Origin of the sequence: Jiangella rhizosphaerae, from assembly GCF_003579925.1 — a bacterium.
Taxonomy (GTDB): Bacteria; Actinomycetota; Actinomycetes; order Jiangellales; family Jiangellaceae; genus Jiangella; species Jiangella rhizosphaerae.
Genome location: NZ_QUAL01000050.1, coordinates 1 through 19,198, shown reverse-complemented (window position 1 = coordinate 19,198; position 19,198 = coordinate 1). Strand labels below are relative to the sequence as shown.

General features: G+C 73.3%; 13 protein-coding genes and 1 pseudogene. 10 read left to right on the top strand and 4 right to left on the bottom strand.

The window, feature by feature from the left end:
* The first annotated feature begins 62 nt into the window (after positions 1-62).
* From sepH to DY240_RS05860, 5 genes are all read left to right on the top strand, one after another.
* Entirely contained in the window at positions 63-1,211 is a 1,149-nt protein-coding gene (sepH, locus tag DY240_RS05880) for a septation protein SepH (protein WP_158602752.1), read from the top strand.
* Positions 1,212-1,861: 650 nt separating this feature from the next.
* Positions 1,862-5,776, top strand: a complete 3,915-nt coding sequence (locus tag DY240_RS05875) for a phosphodiester glycosidase family protein (protein WP_158602751.1) — start codon at positions 1,862-1,864, stop codon at positions 5,774-5,776.
* A 1,093-nt stretch (positions 5,777-6,869) separates the two neighbouring features.
* Positions 6,870-7,499 carry an RNA polymerase sigma factor gene (locus tag DY240_RS05870; protein WP_199700898.1) on the top strand — a complete coding sequence of 210 codons (630 nt, stop codon included), beginning with the start codon at positions 6,870-6,872 and terminating at the stop codon, positions 7,497-7,499.
* An 11-nt stretch (positions 7,500-7,510) separates the two neighbouring features.
* Complete coding sequence (locus DY240_RS05865; protein WP_119659019.1) at positions 7,511-7,966, top strand: carboxypeptidase regulatory-like domain-containing protein; 456 nt, start codon at positions 7,511-7,513, stop codon at positions 7,964-7,966.
* 2 nt (positions 7,967-7,968) lie between these two features.
* Positions 7,969-8,664, top strand: a complete 696-nt coding sequence (locus DY240_RS05860; RefSeq protein WP_119659018.1) for an APH(3') family aminoglycoside O-phosphotransferase — start codon at positions 7,969-7,971, stop codon at positions 8,662-8,664.
* Position 8,665: 1 nt separating this feature from the next.
* Here the strand turns inward: DY240_RS05860 and DY240_RS05855 are convergent, their stop codons facing one another.
* Genes DY240_RS05855 through DY240_RS05840 form a run of 4 tightly spaced genes read right to left on the bottom strand, consistent with a single transcriptional unit; the run spans position 8,666 to position 13,688 of the window.
* Positions 8,666-9,313, bottom strand: a complete 648-nt coding sequence (locus DY240_RS05855; protein ID WP_119659017.1) for a thymidine kinase — start codon at positions 9,311-9,313, stop codon at positions 8,666-8,668.
* Between the two features lie 7 nt (positions 9,314-9,320).
* A complete protein-coding gene (locus tag DY240_RS05850; RefSeq protein WP_119659016.1) occupies positions 9,321-10,427 on the bottom strand; it encodes an alkaline phosphatase family protein in 1,107 nt (368 codons plus the stop codon).
* Between the two features lie 3 nt (positions 10,428-10,430).
* Entirely contained in the window at positions 10,431-11,012 is a 582-nt protein-coding gene (locus tag DY240_RS05845; RefSeq protein ID WP_119659015.1) for a DUF5998 family protein, read from the bottom strand.
* 33 nt (positions 11,013-11,045) lie between these two features.
* Positions 11,046-13,688 (bottom strand): bifunctional acetate--CoA ligase family protein/GNAT family N-acetyltransferase, encoded by a 2,643-nt coding sequence (locus DY240_RS05840; RefSeq protein ID WP_119659014.1) that lies wholly within the window; start codon positions 13,686-13,688, stop codon positions 11,046-11,048.
* Positions 13,689-14,130: 442 nt separating this feature from the next.
* Between DY240_RS05840 and DY240_RS05830 the strand changes: the two genes are divergently transcribed.
* From DY240_RS05830 to DY240_RS05810, 5 genes and pseudogenes are all read left to right on the top strand, one after another.
* Positions 14,131-15,048, top strand: coding sequence for a Gfo/Idh/MocA family protein (locus DY240_RS05830; RefSeq protein WP_119659012.1), 918 nt, complete (start codon positions 14,131-14,133; stop codon positions 15,046-15,048).
* Positions 15,049-15,366: 318 nt separating this feature from the next.
* Entirely contained in the window at positions 15,367-16,320 is a 954-nt protein-coding gene (locus DY240_RS05825; RefSeq protein WP_119659011.1) for a hypothetical protein, read from the top strand.
* A 448-nt stretch (positions 16,321-16,768) separates the two neighbouring features.
* On the top strand, positions 16,769-17,458 hold the full coding sequence (locus DY240_RS05820; protein WP_119659010.1) for a response regulator transcription factor: 690 nt from the start codon (positions 16,769-16,771) through the stop codon (positions 17,456-17,458).
* Positions 17,455-18,972, top strand: a complete 1,518-nt coding sequence (locus DY240_RS05815; protein WP_199700897.1) for a HAMP domain-containing sensor histidine kinase — start codon at positions 17,455-17,457, stop codon at positions 18,970-18,972. The genes DY240_RS05820 and DY240_RS05815 overlap by 4 nt, the downstream gene beginning before the upstream one ends.
* A gap of 40 nt (positions 18,973-19,012) precedes the next feature.
* A pseudogene (locus DY240_RS05810) lies at positions 19,013-19,198 on the top strand (RNA polymerase subunit sigma-70); the annotation flags it as partial.

Genomic DNA, 19,198 nt, shown 5'->3' with positions numbered 1-19,198 from the left:
GCTTGGTCGGACGCGGTGCCGCGGGTGACGATGGACGACAGTCGTGATCGGAGGTGAGGATGATGCGTGAACTACGGCTGATCGCGGTCAGCGAGGACGGCGCTCATCTCATCCTCTCCGGGCACGACGGTGAACAGCTGGCGTTGCGGGTGGACGACCGCCTGCTCGCCGCGATCCGAGGCGACCGAGCGAGGTTGGGACAGTTGGATATCCGGCTCGAAAGCCAGCTACGTCCACGCGACATCCAGGCGCGCATCCGGGCCGGTGAGTCCGTCGACTCCGTGGCCGCGGTCGCGGGCATGCCCCGCGAGAAGGTCGAGCGCTTCGCCGGCCCCGTCCTCGCCGAACGCGAGCACATCGCCGGCCGCGCCCGGCAGGCCACGGTGCGCCGGCTGGGTGGCGACGGCCCGCCGCAGACCCTGGAGGCCGCAGCGGGGGCGACCGCCAAGACGCACGGCGCCGACCCCGACCTCGTCGAATGGGACGCATGGCGGCGCGAGGACGGCCGCTGGCTGGTCCGGTTCGCCTGGGCCGGCGAGGAGGAGGACTCCGCCCTCTTCTCGTTCGACCCGTCCGGCCGCACCGTCGTGCCCGAGGACGACAACGCCCGCTCCATCGCCGGGGTGCTGCCCGCCGAGGCGCCGGCCGAGCCGCAGCCCGAGGTCCCGTCCGGTCCGGCCCGGCTGTCGGTGGTGGGCGGCGGGACGTCCGCGCCGTCCGGGCCGGCCGATGACGACGAAGGCCCCGACCTGCCCGCGTTCCTCAAGCCGGCCGGCGTCGGACCCGTGCGCGGCCTGGTCCGCGACCTCGACCACGACGACGCCGACCAGGACGACGACGAGTTCGAGAACACCACGCCGATCCCGGCCACCACGGCCCGCCGCGGCAACCGCCGTACCAGCCGGACCGGGCGCGAGCGTCGTCGCCGCGAGCCCGACCTCTTCCACGACCACACGCCCGAGCCGGCTGAGCCCGCCGGACCCGCCGGACCCGCCGGACCTGCCGACGCCCGGGACGACGAGGCGACCAGCGAGCGGCTGCGGCTCAGCGACATCGCCCAGCACGTCGAGACCGAGGAGCCGGCCGCCGACCTCGCGCCCACGGCCGACGAGCCGGCCCCACCGGCCCGCAAGAGCAGCTCGTCCCGGTCCCGCCGGCCCAGCGTGCCGAGCTGGGACGAGATCATGTTCGGCCGCCGCAAGAACGACTGACCGCCCGTTCCTTCCTGCCGGCGCCGGCATCGGCGGTGTGCGCGTCGCCGCTCGCCGAAGGCGCGACGCGCTGACCGTAGGCGCGACGCGCCGGCGCTCGTGCGCGGCCGGCCGTAGTTGTCGGTACCCGCCCGTAGGGTGGGACCCCACCCAGCCGGGCGGGGACCGACTCCCAACCCGGGCGGACCTCACACCGCGGCCCGGCCGGGAACCCGCACCACAGCCGAGCGAAGATCGCCCCTACAGCCGAGCGGACCGACGCCGCATCCGCCCTGGGGCGACTCTACGGCCGGGCGGACCTGACGCAGCAACCGCACCAGAACTACTCCCAGCCGGGCGGGGAACGCGGGCCCACTTCGTCCACGCGACGACGTGGGCCGTCCTCGCGCTCCACCGTGCGCACCCCCACGCCCTCCAGCCGAAGTTGATCTTGGAGTAGTTCGGCCATCTATCGGACATTCCGGACGGGAATTGCCGAACTTCTCCAAGATCAACTTGGGGTGGGTGGGGAGTCGGCGGTGGCGGGCCGCCCTTGGGCGGGCGGGGTTCATCCAAAGTTCCACGCGCCGCAAATGGGGCGACTAGGACAAGGTGCATCGAACCACTTCAATGAGATTGGCCTATACCTCTCTCACAAGGACTCGATGCCAATGTCGAGCACCACAGCACGACGTCGATGGCTGACGTCGTTGTCCGCGCTGACGGCGTCCGCCGTCGCGTTCGGACTTCTCAGCACCGTCCCGCCGGCCGCCGCCGTCGAGAGCGACGGCCCGTCGCTGACCGACGACGCCATCGAGCTGGTCGACCGGACCGAGCAGATCGGCCCCGGCATCACGCTGCGCGAGCTGACCTCCGTCACCCCGACCGGCTGGTACGACCAGCGCATCCTCACCGCCGATCTCGCGAACCCGGCCGTCACCAGCGACCTGCTCGCGGGTGAGCACGTCACCGACCGGGCCCCGACCTCGGAGATGGTCAACGATGCCGGAGCGGTCGCCGGCGTCAACGGCGACTTCTTCGACATCAACAACTCCGGCGCGCCGCTCGGCGCCGAGGTACGCGACGGCGAACTGCTCAAGTCGTCGGACTACGGCACCTGGGCGCACATCGGGGTCGGCATGGACGGCGTCGGCCGCGCGGTCGACATGACGCTGGACGCGACCGCGACGTTCGGCGGCACGGCGCACCCCGTCGTGTCGCTCAACGCGTCGAACACGATGTCCGGCTCCCCCGCGAACGCGATCGTCGCCTACACGTCGGCCTGGGGCTCGTACCGCCGCAGCATCGGCGTCAGCGGCGCCACCGACGTCGCGTCCGTGCTCGTCCAGGACGACCGCGTCGTCACCGTCGACCCCGGCAGCGCCGGTGAGGGCGCGATCCCGGACGGCGCGTTCGTCCTGGTCGGCCGGGAGGCCGGCGCGGCGGCGATCCGCACGCTCCGGCCCGGCGACCCGGTCACGCTGAGCTACGAGCTCAGCGACGAGATCGCCCGGCAGATGCGGTTCGTCATCGGCTCCAACCGCGAGCTGGTCCGTGACGGCGTCGCGCGCCCGGACTCCGAGCTCGACAACGCCGTCCACCCGCGTACGGTCATCGGCTTCAAGGACGACGGCCGGACGATGCTGCTGGTCACCAACGACGGCCGGCAGCCACCGGTCGCCGGCATGACGATGCGGGAGCTGGCCCGGTTCATGGTCCGGCTGGGCGCGGAGACCGCCTGGAACCTCGACGGCGGTGGCTCGACCTCGATGGTGGCCCGCCCGCTCGGCGAGGAGGAGGCGACGGTCCGCAACAGCCCGTCCGACGGCGCCGAGCGGCCGGACCCGAACGGCGTCGGTCTGTTCGTGGCGCCCGGCACCGGCCGGCCGAAGCAGTTGGTGATCACGCCGGGCGAGGAGGAGGCCCGGGCCTTCCCCGGCCTGCACCGCACGCTCACCGCCAAGGCGGTCGACGACCACCTCACCCCGGTCGCGCTCGACCCGTCCGGCGTCCGGTGGCGCAGCAGCGGCGGTACGTTCGAGGGATCCGTCCTCGCGGTGCCGGAGGGCCGGCGCGGGCGCGTCGTCGTCCACGCCACCGCCGGCGCGGCACAGGGCGTCCGCAGCGTCCAGATCCTCGGCGAGCTCCACTCGCTGGAGCTGTCCACGAACCGGATCTCCATCGGCGAGGCCAGCCCGCGCAACGCCGTCCGGGTCGACGTCACCGGCCGCGACGCGCAGGGCTTCGCCGCGCCCGTCGAGTTCGTCGACCTCGACCTCACCTACGACGAGTCCGTCGTCGACATCACGCCGTCCGGCACCGGCCTGCTGATCACCCCGCTGGCCGCCGGCGGCACCGTCGTCGAGATCACCGCGGCCGGCCACACGGTGAACTTGCCGGTCACCGTCGGCGTCCAGACCGTCCAGGTCTACGACTTCCAGGACGACTACGCCGCCAACGGCCGCTGGACCCGCAACGGCACCGCGGGAGTGCCGATGACGATCTCCGACGACCCGGAGGGCATCCGGCTGGACTTCGGCGCCGCCCGCAACAAGGGCATCACCGCCGCCGGCAACCCGAACCGCTGGGTCGAGATCCCCGGCCAGCCGCTGCGCGTCCGGCTCAAGATCAAGTCCGATGTGTTCATCCCGAGCGGCCTCACCTACGCCGGCTTCTGGGACGCCGAGGGCAACTCCATCGGCGTCTACGGCACGGGGCTGCAGCCGTCGGACCAGTGGCAGTACGCGACGTTCACCATCCCGTCGTCGGCGGTGTTCCCGATCCGGTTCAACTCGTTCCAGGGCATCAACACCGCGGTCGACCAGCAGGTGCCGGGCCGGTTCGTCATCGGCGGCCTGGAGGCGGACGTGCCGTCGCAGATCGAGCTGCCGCCGGTCGAGCCGCTGCGCGCCGACCCGCTCGTCTCCGCCGACGGCCGGGCCCAGCCGGGGGCGGACTGGACGTTCGCCACACTCTCGGACGTGCAGTTCACGGCGTCGGCGCCGGACCTCACCCAGGTCGCCGTCGCCGCGCTGAACCGCATCCGCGCCGAGGAGCCGGACCTCGTCGTGCTCAACGGCGACATCGTCGACCGCGGCCTGCCCGAGGACATCGCCCTGGCCCGCGAGACGCTCGAGGCGGGCGGCTGCGACCTCGTCGCCGTCGGCGAGGAGCCGCCGGCCGAGAGCACGCCCGACCACGACTCCGGCACCGTCCCCTGCTACTACGTGCCGGGCAACCACGAGTCGTACGGCGTCAACAACACACAGGGCACGCTGCAGGCCTGGGAGGCCGAGTTCGGTCGCCCGTTCCGGACCTTCGACCACAAGGGCACCCGGTTCATCCTGCTCAACAGCGCGCTGGGCAGCCTGCGCGGCTCGGACTGGGACCAGCTGCCGATGCTCCAGGAGGCGCTGGCGACCGCCGCCGAGGACGAATCGGTCAGCAACGTCGTGGTCTTCGCCCACCACCCCGTCGACGACCCGGCGGAGACGAAGTCCAGCCAGCTCGGCGACCGCATGGAGGTCCGGCTGATCGAGCGGCTGCTGGCGGACTTCCGGTCCGAGAGCAGCAAGGGTGCGGCGATGGTCGGCTCGCACGCCCAGATCGTCGACGTCCAGCGCCGGGAGGGCGTCCAGTACGTCGTCCACCCGTCGTCGGGCAAGGCGCCCTACGGCACGCCCGACCGCGGCGGCTTCACCGGCTGGGTCGAATGGAGCGTCGACCGCGACACGTCCGGCGCCAACCGCTGGCTCAGCGCCGACGTCCGGGCGTTCGCCCAGGAGGTCGTCGTCGAGGCGCCGGAGACGGTCGAGGTCGGCCGCGCGGTCACCGTCGGCGGGCACGTCGTCCAGCCGTCCGGCGTGCTGCCGGGCAGCCGGGTGGTGCCGCTGGCCTACCCGATGTCGGTGCACTGGTCCGGCGACTCCGGCCTGGCGATCGGGTCGGGCGAGGCGGCGGTCCGGCGGGCGCGGGCGCAGGGCAAGGTGGCGATCCTGGACCCGGTGACGCGGCAGCTGACGGGGCTGCGCACCGGCGAGGTGACGCTCGAGGTGACGAACGACTCGATGCGGCCCTACACCGGTGAGGAGTCGCTGGCGCCGGTCACCGCCCGGACGACGGTCCGGGTCGTGGCCGCCGCCGGAGCGGCTGCGCGGGTCGATGCCGTGGCCCCGGTGTTCACCGCCGCGGCCGCCGACACCGCCGTCCACCCGGTGACGCTGACGAACACCGGCGACCGGCCGCTCGTGGTCTCGGAGCTGACGCTGACGACGGACGAGTTCGCGCTCGTCGACCCGGCGCAGTGCACGCGGGCGCCGATCGCTCCGGGCGCGTCGTGCGAGGTGCCGGTCCGGTTCACCCCGCAGGCTCCGGGCGCGACGGCGACGTCCGGCCTGGTCGTCGAGACGAACGCGCCCGGCGGCCCCGTCGAGGTCGCCCTCACCGGCGCCGCCACCGACCCGGCGGCGTCCTCGCCGGACGCGCCCGGCGAGGACGGACCGGTGCCGGTCGGCGAGTCGGCGGCCGTCGCGCCAGGTGGTGAGTCGGGCGCGACGCTGGCCGGTCCGCTGCCGCGGGAGGGCTGACGGCGTTCGAGTGGAGTTCGAGTTGAACGGACGGGGAGCGGGCGAACGTCGCCCGCTCCCCGTCCCGTATCGGATCGCCGGCACCGCGTTGGCGTACGTGGGCCCGTCCCCCTGCTGCCCGATTGTCTTGGCCGCGCACGCGCGCCTCAAGCGGATTGTGGAGGCGCTTCGCGCCGGCGATGACCGCTTGACCCGCGCGCTCGCGGCTCAGAACGGCCAGCTATCAGGGGGACGGGGGGAGTGTGGCGACGTCTCCCGCGGCGTCGGCCCGTTAAGGTGTGAGTTTGGTGTCGTCGGGCGTCCACTTGGTGAGATTTCACCGTGATCCGAGGCCATCACGAGGATTACCCGAGCGTCAACACGCCTACAGTCATGGTGATGCTCGCGGAATCCTCGTGATGTAGGCGATCGCCGATGATCATCGCTATCCACACCCCGACAAAGCGCGCGAAACGGGCTTGCCAACGCCGAGGCGTGCCCACATCCTCCCCGTCCCCCTGATAGCTGCCCGTTCTTCGCCGCGGACGGGTGAGTCAAGCGGTCATCGCCGCGCGAAGCGCCCCAATAGTCCGCTTGACGCACCCGTCCGCGGCAAGAGAATGGGCAGCAGGGGGACGGGGAGCCCACCCGGGCGAACGTCAGGCCGCTGACCAGCAAAAACGGAGAAATCTGAAAAAACTCTCATCCCGACGTATCTGGGCGCCCCGACCGTGCTCTGTATCTGTGAACGCCGAGCTTGGCCACCAGGCGGCGTTCCGCGGACCAGGGACCTCCGGCCGTGTCGTGCACACCGAGGGGAGGCGGCCATGACAGCGGCACGACGTCCGGCCGTCCCCGTCCAGCCCGTGCGCGACGGCTTCGCTCCCCTGGAACCGTGGCGGGCTCTTTCGAGAAACCGCGTCGTCGAGATCCTCGCAGCCAGGCGACGCAGGCGTCCACGACGTCTGCTCGTACAACGTCTGTGAAGCCGGGGGGCTGCTGCGATGGTCGGCACAACGGGGGGTGACGGGTACGTGGGCAGGGCGTGGTTCGCCACGCTCGGGGGCGCGTGCCCGTCACTGACGGCGATCTACCTGCATCTATACTCGGGTCGGTGGCCGATCTGTCCGTCAGTGAGTTGGTCGAGGCGGCGTCCAGGGGCGACCAGCTCGCCTGGGACCGTCTGGTCGACGACCACGCCTCGCTGGTGTGGGCGGTCGTCCGGAGTCACCGGCTGTACGGCGGCGACGCCGAGGACGCGTTCCAGAGCACGTGGCTGCGGCTGGTCGAGAACCTCGGCCGGCTGGCCCGGCCCGAGCGGCTCGCGGCCTGGCTGGTCACCACGGCGCGCCGCGAGTGCCTGCGGCTGCTGCGCCGGGTCGGCACCGAACTGCCCGACGTCCACGTCGCAGATCGCGCCGATGACGCCGCTGCCCCAGATCCCGGACCGGTCGAGGCGCTGCTCGCCCGCGAGGAGCAGGTCGCGGTGCTGCGCGCGTTCCAGCGGCTGCGGCCCCGCTGCCAAGATCTTCTCCGGCTCACGGTGGCCGCGTCCGACCCGCGCTACGCCGACGTCGCCGCGGAGCTCGACATGCCGGTGGGCAGCGTCGGCCCCACCCGGCAGCGGTGCCTCGAGCACCTGCGCCGGCTCCTCGACGACGACACCGGCGGCGCCGGGGCGGCCCACGACTCGAAGAACCACAGCGGCCCGGCCGGTGCGCATCCGCGCACGGGCCGACGCTGAAGGGGGCAGCCATGGCTGACGACGACCGCCTGGTCGATCAGCTCCGCGAGGTCATCGAGGCCACCGACCCGCCGCCGCGCCGGCTGGTCGACGCGGCCAAGGCGAGCCTGGTGTGGCGGACGGTCGACGCCGAGCTGGCCGAGCTGGTCGCCGACTCCAGCACCGAGCCGGCCGCCGCCGTCCGGTCGGCCACCGAGGCGCCCCGGCTGCTGACGTTCACCGCCGGCGACACCGTCGTGGTCCTCGAGGTCACCCGCGAGGCCGGCGCGCACCGCGTCATGGGCCAGATCGTCGCCCCCGCGCCGGCCACGGTCGAGGTCCGGCACGCCGAGGGCGTCGTCACCGTCGCCACCGACGCCGACGGACGGTTCCGCGCCGCCCCGGTCGCACCCGGCCCCATCTCGGTCAGCTGCCGGTTCGACGACGACGCCCGGCCGCCCCTCGTCACCAGCTGGGTGAGCATCTGACGATGCCCGACCCCGAGCAGGTCACTACGGGCCGGTCCGGCGCCACCGTCGTCCGGCAGGCGGGCGCCTACCGCAAGGAGTCCGCCACCGACGACCTGCTCGGCGAGGCCGGCCGGCTCATGTGGCTGCGCGCGCACGGCATCCCGGCGGCCGAGGTGCTCGAGTGCGGGCCCGGCCTGCTGGTCACCGCCGAGGTGCCGGGCCGCCCGGCCGACGACGAATGGCCGCCGGCGGCGCGCGACCGCGTCGTCGACGCGCTCGCCGAGCTGACCCGCGCGCTGCACGCCCTCCCCGTCGCCGACTGCCCGTTCGACCGCCGCCTGGACGTGACGGTGCCGGCGGCGCTCGCGGCCGACGTCGACCTGGACGACCTCGACGACGAACGCGCCGGCTGGAGCCGGGACCGGCTGGTCGCCGAGCTGCTGGCCACCCGGCCGGCCGACGAGGACCTCGTCGTCTGCCACGGCGACCTCACCACGCAGAACGTGCTGATCGACCCCGCGACGCTGACGGTGAGTGGCGTCATCGACGCCGGCCGGCTGGGCGTCTCCGACCGCTGGCAAGACCTCGCCGTCATGACCCGTGAGCTGGCCGACGACCTCGGCGAGGACGCCGCCGCCCGCTACCTGCGCGGCTGCGGCGTCGAGCCCGACCCGGCGAAACAGGCCTTCTACCGGCTGCTCGACGAGTTCTTCTGAGTCAGGACGCCGAGAACGGGAGCGGCTCGGCGCCGGGCTCGGCGACGCGGGCGCTGGCGGCCGTCATGCGGCGGCGATGGTGGTGGCGGCACAGCACCTCGTAACCCACGACGCCCTCGCCGTCGGTGTCGCCGACCACCACCTGCGCACCCTCGGTCACCATGATGCCGCCGACGGTGCGAGCGTTGTGCGTCGCCCGCCGTCCGCACCAGCACAACGCCTCGACCTGCAGCGTCTCGACCCGGTCGGCGAGCTCGACCAGCCGCGCGGAACCGGGGAACAGCCGGGTGCGGAAGTCGGTGAGGATGCCGAACGCGTACACCGGGACGTCCAGCTCGTCGGCCATGCGGCCGAGGTCGTCGACCTGCTCGGACGTGTAGAACTGCGCTTCGTCGGCGATGACGTAGTCGATGCGGGCGCCGGCCGTCAGCCGGGCCGCGACCAGCGCCCACAGCTGCGTCGACGGCGTCACCTCGACGGCGTCGGCGGACAGGCCGAGCCGGCTGGACACCGTCGCCTCGCCGGCGCGGTCGTGCGAGGTCAGCATGAGCCCGGACAGGCCGCGGCGGCGGTGGTTGTAGTCGGTCTGCAGCGCCAGCGTCGACTTGCCGCAGTCCATGGTCCCGGTGAAGAACGTCAGCTCCGCCACGCCGCCCTCAGGCCTCCCCGGCCAGCAGCGGCACCAGCAGCTCGTCGTCGCTCAACGCCCCGTGCAGTCCGCGCAGCCGCGACTCGACGGGGAACACGCTGCGCCGCTCGACCGCGCAGTCGCCGTGCACGCTGACGACGACGTCGCCGATGCGCTCGGCCACCCGCGACTCCACGGCGCCGAACCAGCCGGCCCCGACGGCCTCGGCGCGGGTCAGCACCTCGGCGCGCGTGCCCAGCACCGACCGCCACGCGTCGGCGATGTCGCCCGCCCCCGCGCCCGGCACGCCGTACACGTGCCGGAACCGGGCCTCGCCGGCCACCAGCGCCACGCCCTCGCGCAGGGCGGGCACGTCGTCGACGTCGACGCGGCGGTCAGGCTCGACGTCGACCATGCCGTGGTCGGCGGTGACGACGAGGACGGTGCCGGCCGGCAGCTCGTCGTAGAGCTGCTCGGCGAACCGGTCGACCATGGCCAGCTGGTACCGCCAGGCCGCGGACCGCCAGCCGTGCTGGTGGCCGGTGTAGTCGAGGTCGCCGTCGTAGACGTAGACCAGCGACGGCTGCGCGCCGGAGGACCCCTCGACGGCCGCCGCGACGCGCTGCCCGTAGGTGTTGGCGGCGCGGAACGGGCCGCCCATCGCGGCGCGGGTCAGGCCGGTGTCGCGGAAGCTGCTCTGCCCGATGACGGTGGTGGCGACGCCGGCGCGCTGGGCGCGGTCGAACAGCGACGGGTACGGCTGGTAGGTGAGCGGGTCCAGCGGCGGGTCCCACTTGAGCGCGTTGAAGATGCCGTCGCCGCCCGGCACCCGCGACGTGTAGCCGACGATGCCGTGCTTGCCCGGCGGCAGGCCGGTGCCGAGGCTGGCCAGGCTGGTGGCCGTCGTCGTGGGCGTGCCGGCGGTGATGGCCCGGCCGGCCAATGACGTCAGGAACGGCGCCTGCGCCGGGTGAGCGCGCAGCAGGTTCCAGCCGAGCGCGTCGACCAGCAGCACGCAGTAGCGGCGGGCCGCCGGCAGCCCCAGCACGTCGACCTCGTCGGCGACGCCGAGGGCGGCCAGGACGGACGGCAGCAGGTCAGCGAGGGCGCCCTCGCCGTAGCGCGGCAGCGGCACCGGTCACCGCACGCTGACGGTGGCGGCGGACAGCGCGCGGGCGAACGTCAGCAGGTCGCGGACCCGGCCGGCGCCGTCGCCGGCCTCGCTGACCCGCAGCGTGAAGTCGTCGGACGTCAGTGCGCCGGTGTAGCCGTGGTCGGCCTCGCAGTCGGGATCGCCGCAGGTGGCCGGCTCGAGGTCGATGCGGCTCATGGCGCCCCAGCCGACCGTCAGGACGACGTCGAGCGCGGGCGTGCCGGTGCGGTACGCGGCCGGTGTGGTGACGGTGCGGCTGACCACCACCGACGTCACGCGGTCCAGCGGCACCGCCTCGGTGGACGTGGTGGCGTACGGCACGTCGTGGGTGTCGTCGGAGGGGTACTCGTCGGTGTGCCCGACGATCAGCCTCGTCGGGGTGAGCACCAGCACGCTGACGTGCCGCCGCAGCTCGTCGCGGTCGAAGTGCGGCTCGTGGTGCACGACGTACGACTCCACCGCCTCGCCGGCCAGCGAGGTCTCGAGCATGTCCGCGACGAGGTCGGGGTAGTAGCCGGCCTCCTGGATGGCCAGGCGAAGACCCTCACGCGTCCCTGTATCCGCCATCCCACCATCCTCGCACGATTGACGTCGCAGCCGTCACGGCAGCCGCCGCGTGTACCAGTCCTGTCGTCCCGCCGGCGCCGCCACCCGGGCCGAGCCGTTGACGACCGCCAGCCCGGACTCGCCGGCCAGCACCGGGTCCAGCTCGATCAAGCCGACCTCGGGCACGTCGTCGACCAGCCGCGACATGCGGTGCACGAGGTCCTCGACCGCACTCAGGTCGGCCATGATGCCGCCGTGGTAGCCCATGAGCAAGGCGGCCGCCTTCACCTCGCGCACCATCTCCGCGGCGTCGCGGTCGGTGAGCGGCGGGATGCGGTACGAGCGGTCGCCCAGCAGCTCCGACGCGACGCCGGACACGCCGAACGACACCACCGGGCCGAACATCGGGTCCTCCCAGGCCCGGATCGTCACCGGCACGCCGCCCGGCGCCATCGGCTGCACGACGAACCCGGCCTCGGCAGGGTCGGGCAGCGTCCGGGCCATCGTCGCCCACGCGTCGCGCATCTCGTCCACGGTGTCGATGTTGCGCCAGACGGCCGCGAGGTCGGGCCGGTGCCGCAGCCGCGGCGACGTCGCCTTCAGTACGACCTCACCGCCCAGCTCCCCCAGCGCCGCCAGCGCGGCGTCCAGCGTCGGCGCCGCGACCATCGGCAGCAGGTCGACGCCGTAGGTGGCCAGCAGCTCGCGCAGCTGCGCGGGGTCGAGGTCGACGCCGGCCTGAGGGTCGGCGTCCGGCGCGCTCAGCGCGGCGCGAGCCAGCTTCCGGGCGGCCGCGGCGTCGCAGCCCTCCAGCCGCGGGACCTTGCCGTGGCTGCGCCGCCGCCACTCGGCGTACGCGGTGGCGTGGCCGAGCGCCCGCGCCGCCTCCTCCGGTGACGGGTACGACGGCACCCCGGCCGGTCCCCGGACGCCGCGCTGGCCCTGGAACGTCGTCACGACCGGCTTCCCGGCGCCCGCCGCCACCTCGGCCAGCGCCGTGGCGACGTCGTCGCCGCCGGGCCCGTCGACGGCCGGCGCGTACACGACGAGGACGGAGCTGACGGCGGGCTCGTCGACGAAGGCGCGCAGCGCCTTGCGGTAGTCGTCGGCCGTCGCTCCGGCCCCGAAGCCGACCGGGTCGCCGTAGACGTCCAGCCCGGCGCTGACCGCGGCGTCGGCGGCCAGCAGGCACAGCGCGCCGGAGTTGCCCATGACGGCGACAGTGCGGCCGGTGGGCAGCGGCTGGAAGGCCAGCACCTGCGCGACGTCGAACATCTCCGGGATGGTGTCGACGAGGATGACCCCGGACTGCCGGAACATCGCGTCCAGCGCGTCGGCCGGCGCCTCGATGGGCCGGACGGTGTGCCCGAGCGGCACGCCCTGGGTGGACCGGCCGCTCTTCACCGCCACCACCGGCTTGACCTCGGCGACCGCCCGCGACAGCCGCGAGAACTTGCGCGGGTTGCCCAGCGACTCCAGGTACAGCAGCACGACCTCCGTGGCGGGGTCGTCGCGCCAGTACTGCAGCAGGTCGTTGCCGGACACGTCGGCGCGGTTGCCGGCCGACACGAACGTCGACACGCCCAGGCCGCGCGCCGCGCCGTCGCCGAGGATCGCGCTGCCCAGCGCGCCGGACTGGGCGAAGAACCCTACCTTCCCCGCCGGCGGCAACGTCGTGGCCAGCGAGGCGTTCAGCGAGTAGTCGGGGTCGGTGTTGACGATGCCCAGGCAGTTCGGCCCGACGATGCGCATGCCGTGCGCCCGGGCCAGCCTGACCAGCTCGGCCTGCCGGGACCGGCCGACCGGCTCGCCGGTCTCGGCGAACCCGGACGACACGACGACCAGCCCGCGCACCCCCTTGGCGGCGCAGTCGAGGACCACGTCGGCGACGGCGTCGGCGGGGACGGCGACCAGCGCGAGGTCGATCTCGCCGGGGACGTCGCGGACGCTCTTGTAGGCCGGCAGGCCGGTGATGGCCGTCGCCTCGCGGTTGACCGCGTAGACGGGCCCGGTGAACCCGCCGAGCACGAGGTTGCGGACCAGCGTCTGGCCGATCTTCTCGCGCCATCGACTGGCGCCGATGACCGCGACCGACCGCGGAGTCAACAGCCGTTCGATGGAGCGTGCCTCGGCCCGGTGCTCGCGGGCGGCCATCACCTCCAGCGAGCTGCCGGTCGGCGCGATCTCGAACTCGACGTGGACGACACCGTCCTCGTAGCTGTTGTCGACGGTGTAGCCGGCGTCGGCGAAGACGGTGATCATCTTGCGGTTGGCGGGCAGAATGTCGGCGACGAACCGGCGCACGCCGCGCTCGCGGGCCACCTGGGCCAGGTGCTCGAGCAGGACGCTGCCCACGCCGCGGCCCTGGTGCCCGTCCTCGACCAGGAACGACACCTCCGCGTCGGTGCGGTCGAGCCGCTCGTAGCGCCCGACGGCGATCATGTCGTCGCCGATCAGCAGGATCAGCGCCACGCGGTCGCGGTGGTCGACGCGGGTGAACCGCTCGATGTCGCGGTTGGTCAGCGTCGGGTAGGGGGCGAAGAAGCGGTAGTACTTCGACTGGTCGCTCACGCGCGCGTAGAACTCGACCAGGCGCTGCGCGTCGGCCGGCGCGATGGGCCGCAGGTGCGCCGTCGCACCGTCGGACAGCACGACGTCGGCCTCCCAGTGCGCGGGATAGTCGGCCGCTTCGTCCACGCCTCCAGGCTAGCGGCCGCCCGTGATCATGCTTCCTCGCGGCCGCTGACACGTCGCGAGGGGATCATCAGGCTCTTCGGCCCGATCGTGGGCCGGTTCGTGGCGTTCGCCGGAGTCGTGGCGTTAGCCGTGCCCGTTTCGCCCCGCATTGCCGGACTCTGGACGTCGATGATCATCCAGGATCGCTCACATCACGAGGATGTCTCCCGCGTCACCATGCCTGCAGGCGTCGTGAAGTGGGGGAACACCTCGTGATGGCTCCGGAATCAGGGTGAATTCTCACGATGTGGACGCTCTACGACACCAAACTCACCCACCAACGAGGCCGAACGCCGCCGGCGTCGTCGCCACACTCCGCCGTCCCCTGATAGTCGCCCGCGGCCAAGACGATCGGGTAGCAGGGGGACGACCCCACACGACATTGTGACTAGGGTCGAGTCCCATGCGCTTCGGACTGGTCGGTACTGGACACTGGGCCCGGGTGGCCCACGCACCCGCTCTCGCCGCGACGAAGGACGTCACGTTCACCGGCGTCTGGGGCCGCGACCCGGCGCGGACGGCGGCACTCGCGGACGAGTTCGGCGTACGGGCGTACGGCTCGTTCGACGAGCTGCTGGCCGACGCCGACGCCGTCGAGTTCTCCGTACCGCCGGACGTCCAGGCCGAGTACGCGACCGCGGCGGCCGCCGCCGGGAAGCACCTGCTGCTGGAGAAGCCGATCGCGGCCGACGCCGCCGCCGGCCGCGCGCTCGTCGCGGCCGCCGAGGCCTCCGGGGTGGCCAGCGCGGTGTTCTTCACCCAGCTGTACCGTCCCGAGGTGCGCGAGTGGCTGGCGTCCTGCCGGGCCGCGGCCGCCGAGCACCCGTGGGAGGGCGGGACGGCGCTGGCGCTGGGCTCCGTGCAGCGCGAGCACGGCGTCTTCTCCACCCCGTGGCGGCTCGAACGCGACGGCGGCCTCTGGGACCTCGCGCCCCACCCGCTCTCCATCCTGCTCAACGTCCTGGAGCCGGTCGAGAGCGTCGCCGCCCACGAGGACCCGCTGGGCACCGTCCACCTCGTCCTCGGCCACCGCGGCGGCGCGTCGAGCACCGTCACCGTCTCGCAGAACGTCCCGGCGGCGGCCGGCCTCTCCTACGCGCGCGTCTGGGGCGGCGCCGGGCACGCCGTCGTCCCCGACCAGCCGACCCCCGTCGTCGACGCGCTGAGCACCGCCATCGCGGAGCTGACCGCCGCCGCGCGGCCCGGCGCGCCCACGCATCCCCACGGCCTGGCCTTCGGGGCCCAGGTCCTCGACATCCTCGTCAGGGCTCAGGACGCCCTCGACCGCGCGCGACACAACGGACAAATGTCGTCGCGATGAACGCCGCCGGCGCGACCCGCTCGAATCGTGTCGTCCAAGCGAACTCGTATCGACAAGTGGCCCCGAAATGCGGGCCAAACCTTGACATGATCGTCATTTCCCGGAAAGAGTGCACGTCGTACGAAGTCTCCGATTGGAGCAAGGGGGGTTTGTGACGCTTCGACTCGGTCTTGACAACTGAATCTTGCGCACAGAGCCTCCACCCCTCCTCGCGCGATCCGTCCGCTGCAGGTCCGTGACCCGGCCGGCACCGTGGCGAGTCGCACGGGGAACGCGTCATTCACGCACCATCCGCAGGATCCGCAGAGAGGAGCGCACATGCGCTACCGCAAGATCGCCCTGACGGCTGCTGCCGCCGGTCTCATGGCCGTCGGTTTCGCCGCGCCGTCCCAGGCCGCACTGACGACGTTCTGTGACGGTGTCGCAGCCGACGTCACCGTCCCCGGCGACCTCGTCGTCGCCGCCGGCAAGTCGTGCGAGCTGACCAACGTCGTCGTCAACGGCAACGTGACCGTTCGCGCCGACGCGAACCTGCTGCTCGACGGCGCGACCGTCAACGGCAACGTCCGCGTCCTGTCGAACGGCTTCGCTGACGTCGTCGGCACGTCGGTCACCGGCACCACCACCCTGTCGGCGGCGTACGGCACGTACGCCGAGGACAGCACGCTCGGCAACAACGTCACCGCCACCGACTCCGGGTTCTTCTACTCGGTCGGCACGGACCACGCCCGCAGCGTCACCTCCACGAACGGTGAGACCTTCATCGAGAGTGGCTGGGTCACCCGGAACCTCGCGACCACCGGCGACACCCTGACCGACGTGTACGACACCGTCATCGAGGGCACCTACTCGGTGACCGGTGCCGAGCAGGGCGGCGTCCTGTGCCTGTCGGAGATCGACGGCGACGCCTCGTTCAGCGGCAACGGCGAGATCCTCCAGATCGGTGCGTCGGCCCCGCTGACCGGCTGCGGCTACAACGCGTTCGGCGGCAACCTCAGCATCACCGACAACAGCGCTGACGTGTACGTGTCCGACAACGTCATCCGCGGCGACTTCAACGTCTCGGGCAACACGGGCACCGTCGTCGCCGAGAACAACCGCGTCCGCGGCGAGGACAACTCCGGCGCGGCGGCGTCCGCGGCGGCCCGGTCCCGCTCGGCCGTCCCGTCCGACGTGGCGGCGGACCGCAAGGCCGAGGCCAAGGCCGACGCCGAGGCTCGCTCCGAGGTCGCGTCCGACGCGGCCGAGGCTGCCGGCCCGGCGTTCAGCTGACCCCGGCTCAGCAGTAGTCAGCGACGGCGGCGGACGGCCCCCTTCCCGGGGGTCGTCCGCCGCCGTTCTTGCTAGCACCGTCCACACCAAGCTGATCGCCCGCATCAGCACGGTGCCGGCTCGCCGAGTCGCCCCGGCAACACTCGACGTGCCGCTGGAGGTCCGCGGTCTGATCGGACAGCAGAGCTCCAGCACGATGGAAGGTCCCCGGCAGGTCAGTGCTGCGGGCCGTGCAGCGGCGGGTCGGCGACCCCCACAGCAGCACGGTGCCGGCTCGCTGAGCCGCCCCGGCAACACTCGACGTGCTCCTGGAGGTCCGCGGTCTGATCGGACAGCTGACCTCCAGCACGCCCGCACGTCCCCGCGGATCCCAGTCGCCGCCGGCGTGCACGGCACTCCACGGGTCCACTCTCAGGCGATTCTCACCTCGGCCGGGCAGACTGAGGGCATGCGAGTACTAGTCGTCGACGACGATCCCGGCGTGCGCGAGTCGCTGCGCCGGTCGCTGGCGTTCAACGGCTACCAGGTCGAGCTGGCCGCCGACGGCGAGGAGGCGCTGCGCACCATCAGCGCCGACGCGCCCGACGCCGTCGTCCTCGACATCATGATGCCGCGCCTCGACGGCCTCGCGACCTGTCGGGCGCTGCGCGCCGCCGGCAACGACCTGCCGATCCTCATGCTCACCGCCCGCGACGAGGTGTCCGACCGCGTGTCCGGGCTCGACGCCGGCGCCGACGACTACCTGCCCAAGCCGTTCGCCCTCGAGGAGCTGCTCGCCCGCCTGCGCGCACTGCTGCGCCGCGCCGCGCCCGCCGCCGACCCCGTGGAGGGCCGGCAGCTGCGCATGGGCGACCTCGTCCTCGACCCGGTCACCCGCGACGTGACCCGTGGCGGCCGCGCGATCCGGCTCACCCGCACGGAGTTCTCGCTGCTCGAGCTGCTGCTGCGGCATCCGCGCCAGGTGCTGACGCGCGACCGCATCCTCGAGGAGGTGTGGGGCTACGACTTCCCGACCACGGCGAACTCGCTGGAGGTCTACGTCGGGTACCTGCGCCGCAAGACCGAGGAGCAGGGCGAGCCGCGGCTCATCCACACCGTCCGCGGCGTCGGCTACGTCGCGCGCGAGGATCCGCCGTGACCAGCGACGCCGCCCGTCAGGTCTGGTCGCCGTCGAGCGTCCCGCCTCCCCCACCCGACGACACCCGCCGCACTCCCCCGCCGCCCGACGAGCCGTCCGGCGGCCAGCCGGGCGACCCGGGCGGCCGGTCCATGCCCGGGTTCGCATCGCGGCTGTCGCTGCGCACCCGGGTCGGCGCGCTGGCCGCGCTCGGCGTCGGCCTCGCCGTCACCCTGACCGCCCTCGCGGCTTACCTGACGGTCTCCTCGCAGCTGCGGTCCTCGGTCGACGCCAACCTGCTCGACCGTGCCCAGCAGGCCGTCTCGACGCCGTTCGGCGACCCCGTGCAGCTGGTGAACCAACCGGCCGAGGCGATCCTCGCGGCCGACCTGCGCATCGCGCTGCTGCGCGAGGACGGCCAGCCGTTCACGGCCGACGAACGCAGCACGCCGCCGATGGGCCGCGACGAGCTCGCCGTCGCGCGAGGATCGGAGCCCGAGAGCGTCCGCACGCTGCACCTGGACGGCGAGCCTTACCGCGTCGTCGCCGTTCCGGCCGGCAACGATCTGCGCGGCCTCGAGTACGCACTGGTCCTCGCGCAGCCGACGGAGCAGACCGATGAGGTGCTGGACCGGCTGCGGCTGGTGTCGTTCATCGCCGGCGGCGTCGGCATCGTCCTCGCGACGTGGGCGGGGCTGTCCATCGCGCGGGCCGGGCTGCGCCCCGTCCGGCAGCTCACCCAGGCCGCCGAGCACGTCGCCGCCACCGGGCAGCTGGAGCCGATCGAGGTCACCGGCAGCGACGAGATCGCCCGCCTGGCGCATGCGTTCAACGCCATGCTCGCGGCGCTGAGCGAGGCGCGGCTGCGGCAATCGCGTCTGGTCGCCGACGCCGGTCACGAGCTGCGCACGCCGCTGACCAGCATGCGCACCAACCTCGACCTGCTGGCGCAGAGCGAGGCCAGCGGCGGACTGGCCGCCGCCGACCGTGCCCAGCTGATCGCCGACACCCGCGCCCAGGCCGTCGAGCTGTCCACGCTGGTCGGCGACCTCGTCGAGCTGTCCCGTGAGGATCCGCCGGCCGCGTCGCGCGAACAGCTCGACCTCGCCGACGTGGTCCGCGACGCGCTCAGCCGGGTACGCCGGCGGGCGCCGGGCATCGCCTTCGCCGCCGACCTGCACAGCTGGATCGTCCAGGGCGACGCCACGCAGCTGGGCCGGGCGGCCACGAACCTGCTCGACAACGCCGCCAAGTTCAGCCCGCCGCATGGCACCGTCACCGTCACCCTGCGCGACGGCGTCCTCGACGTCTGCGACGAGGGCCCCGGCATCGCCGAGGTCGACCGTCCCCGCGTCTTCGACCGCTTCTACCGGTCGTCGGAGGCGCGCGGCCTGCCCGGCTCCGGGCTGGGGCTGGCCATCGTCAAGGCGGCGGCGGAGCGGCACGGCGGCAGCGTCGAGGCCGGGCGGGCCCCGTCGGGCGGCGCGCGCCTGACCATGCGGCTGCCGGGCGCTTCTTCGGCTGCTCTTGACTGACTCTCAGCATGCTCTCAGAGACGCGGGGCACCGTGGAGACATGGACGACGTGACCCGCACCTCCTCCGGCGAGCCCGAGGGCTCGGCCCGCACCACGACGCTACCGACCGCACCCGTGCCCCCGCCGCCCGCGGGGACCCAGGCCGGCGCCGCGCCCACTCCGGCACCCACCACGGAGCTCCCCCGCAGCGGCTGGTCCACGCCGCTGCCCGGCCCCGGCGCCCCC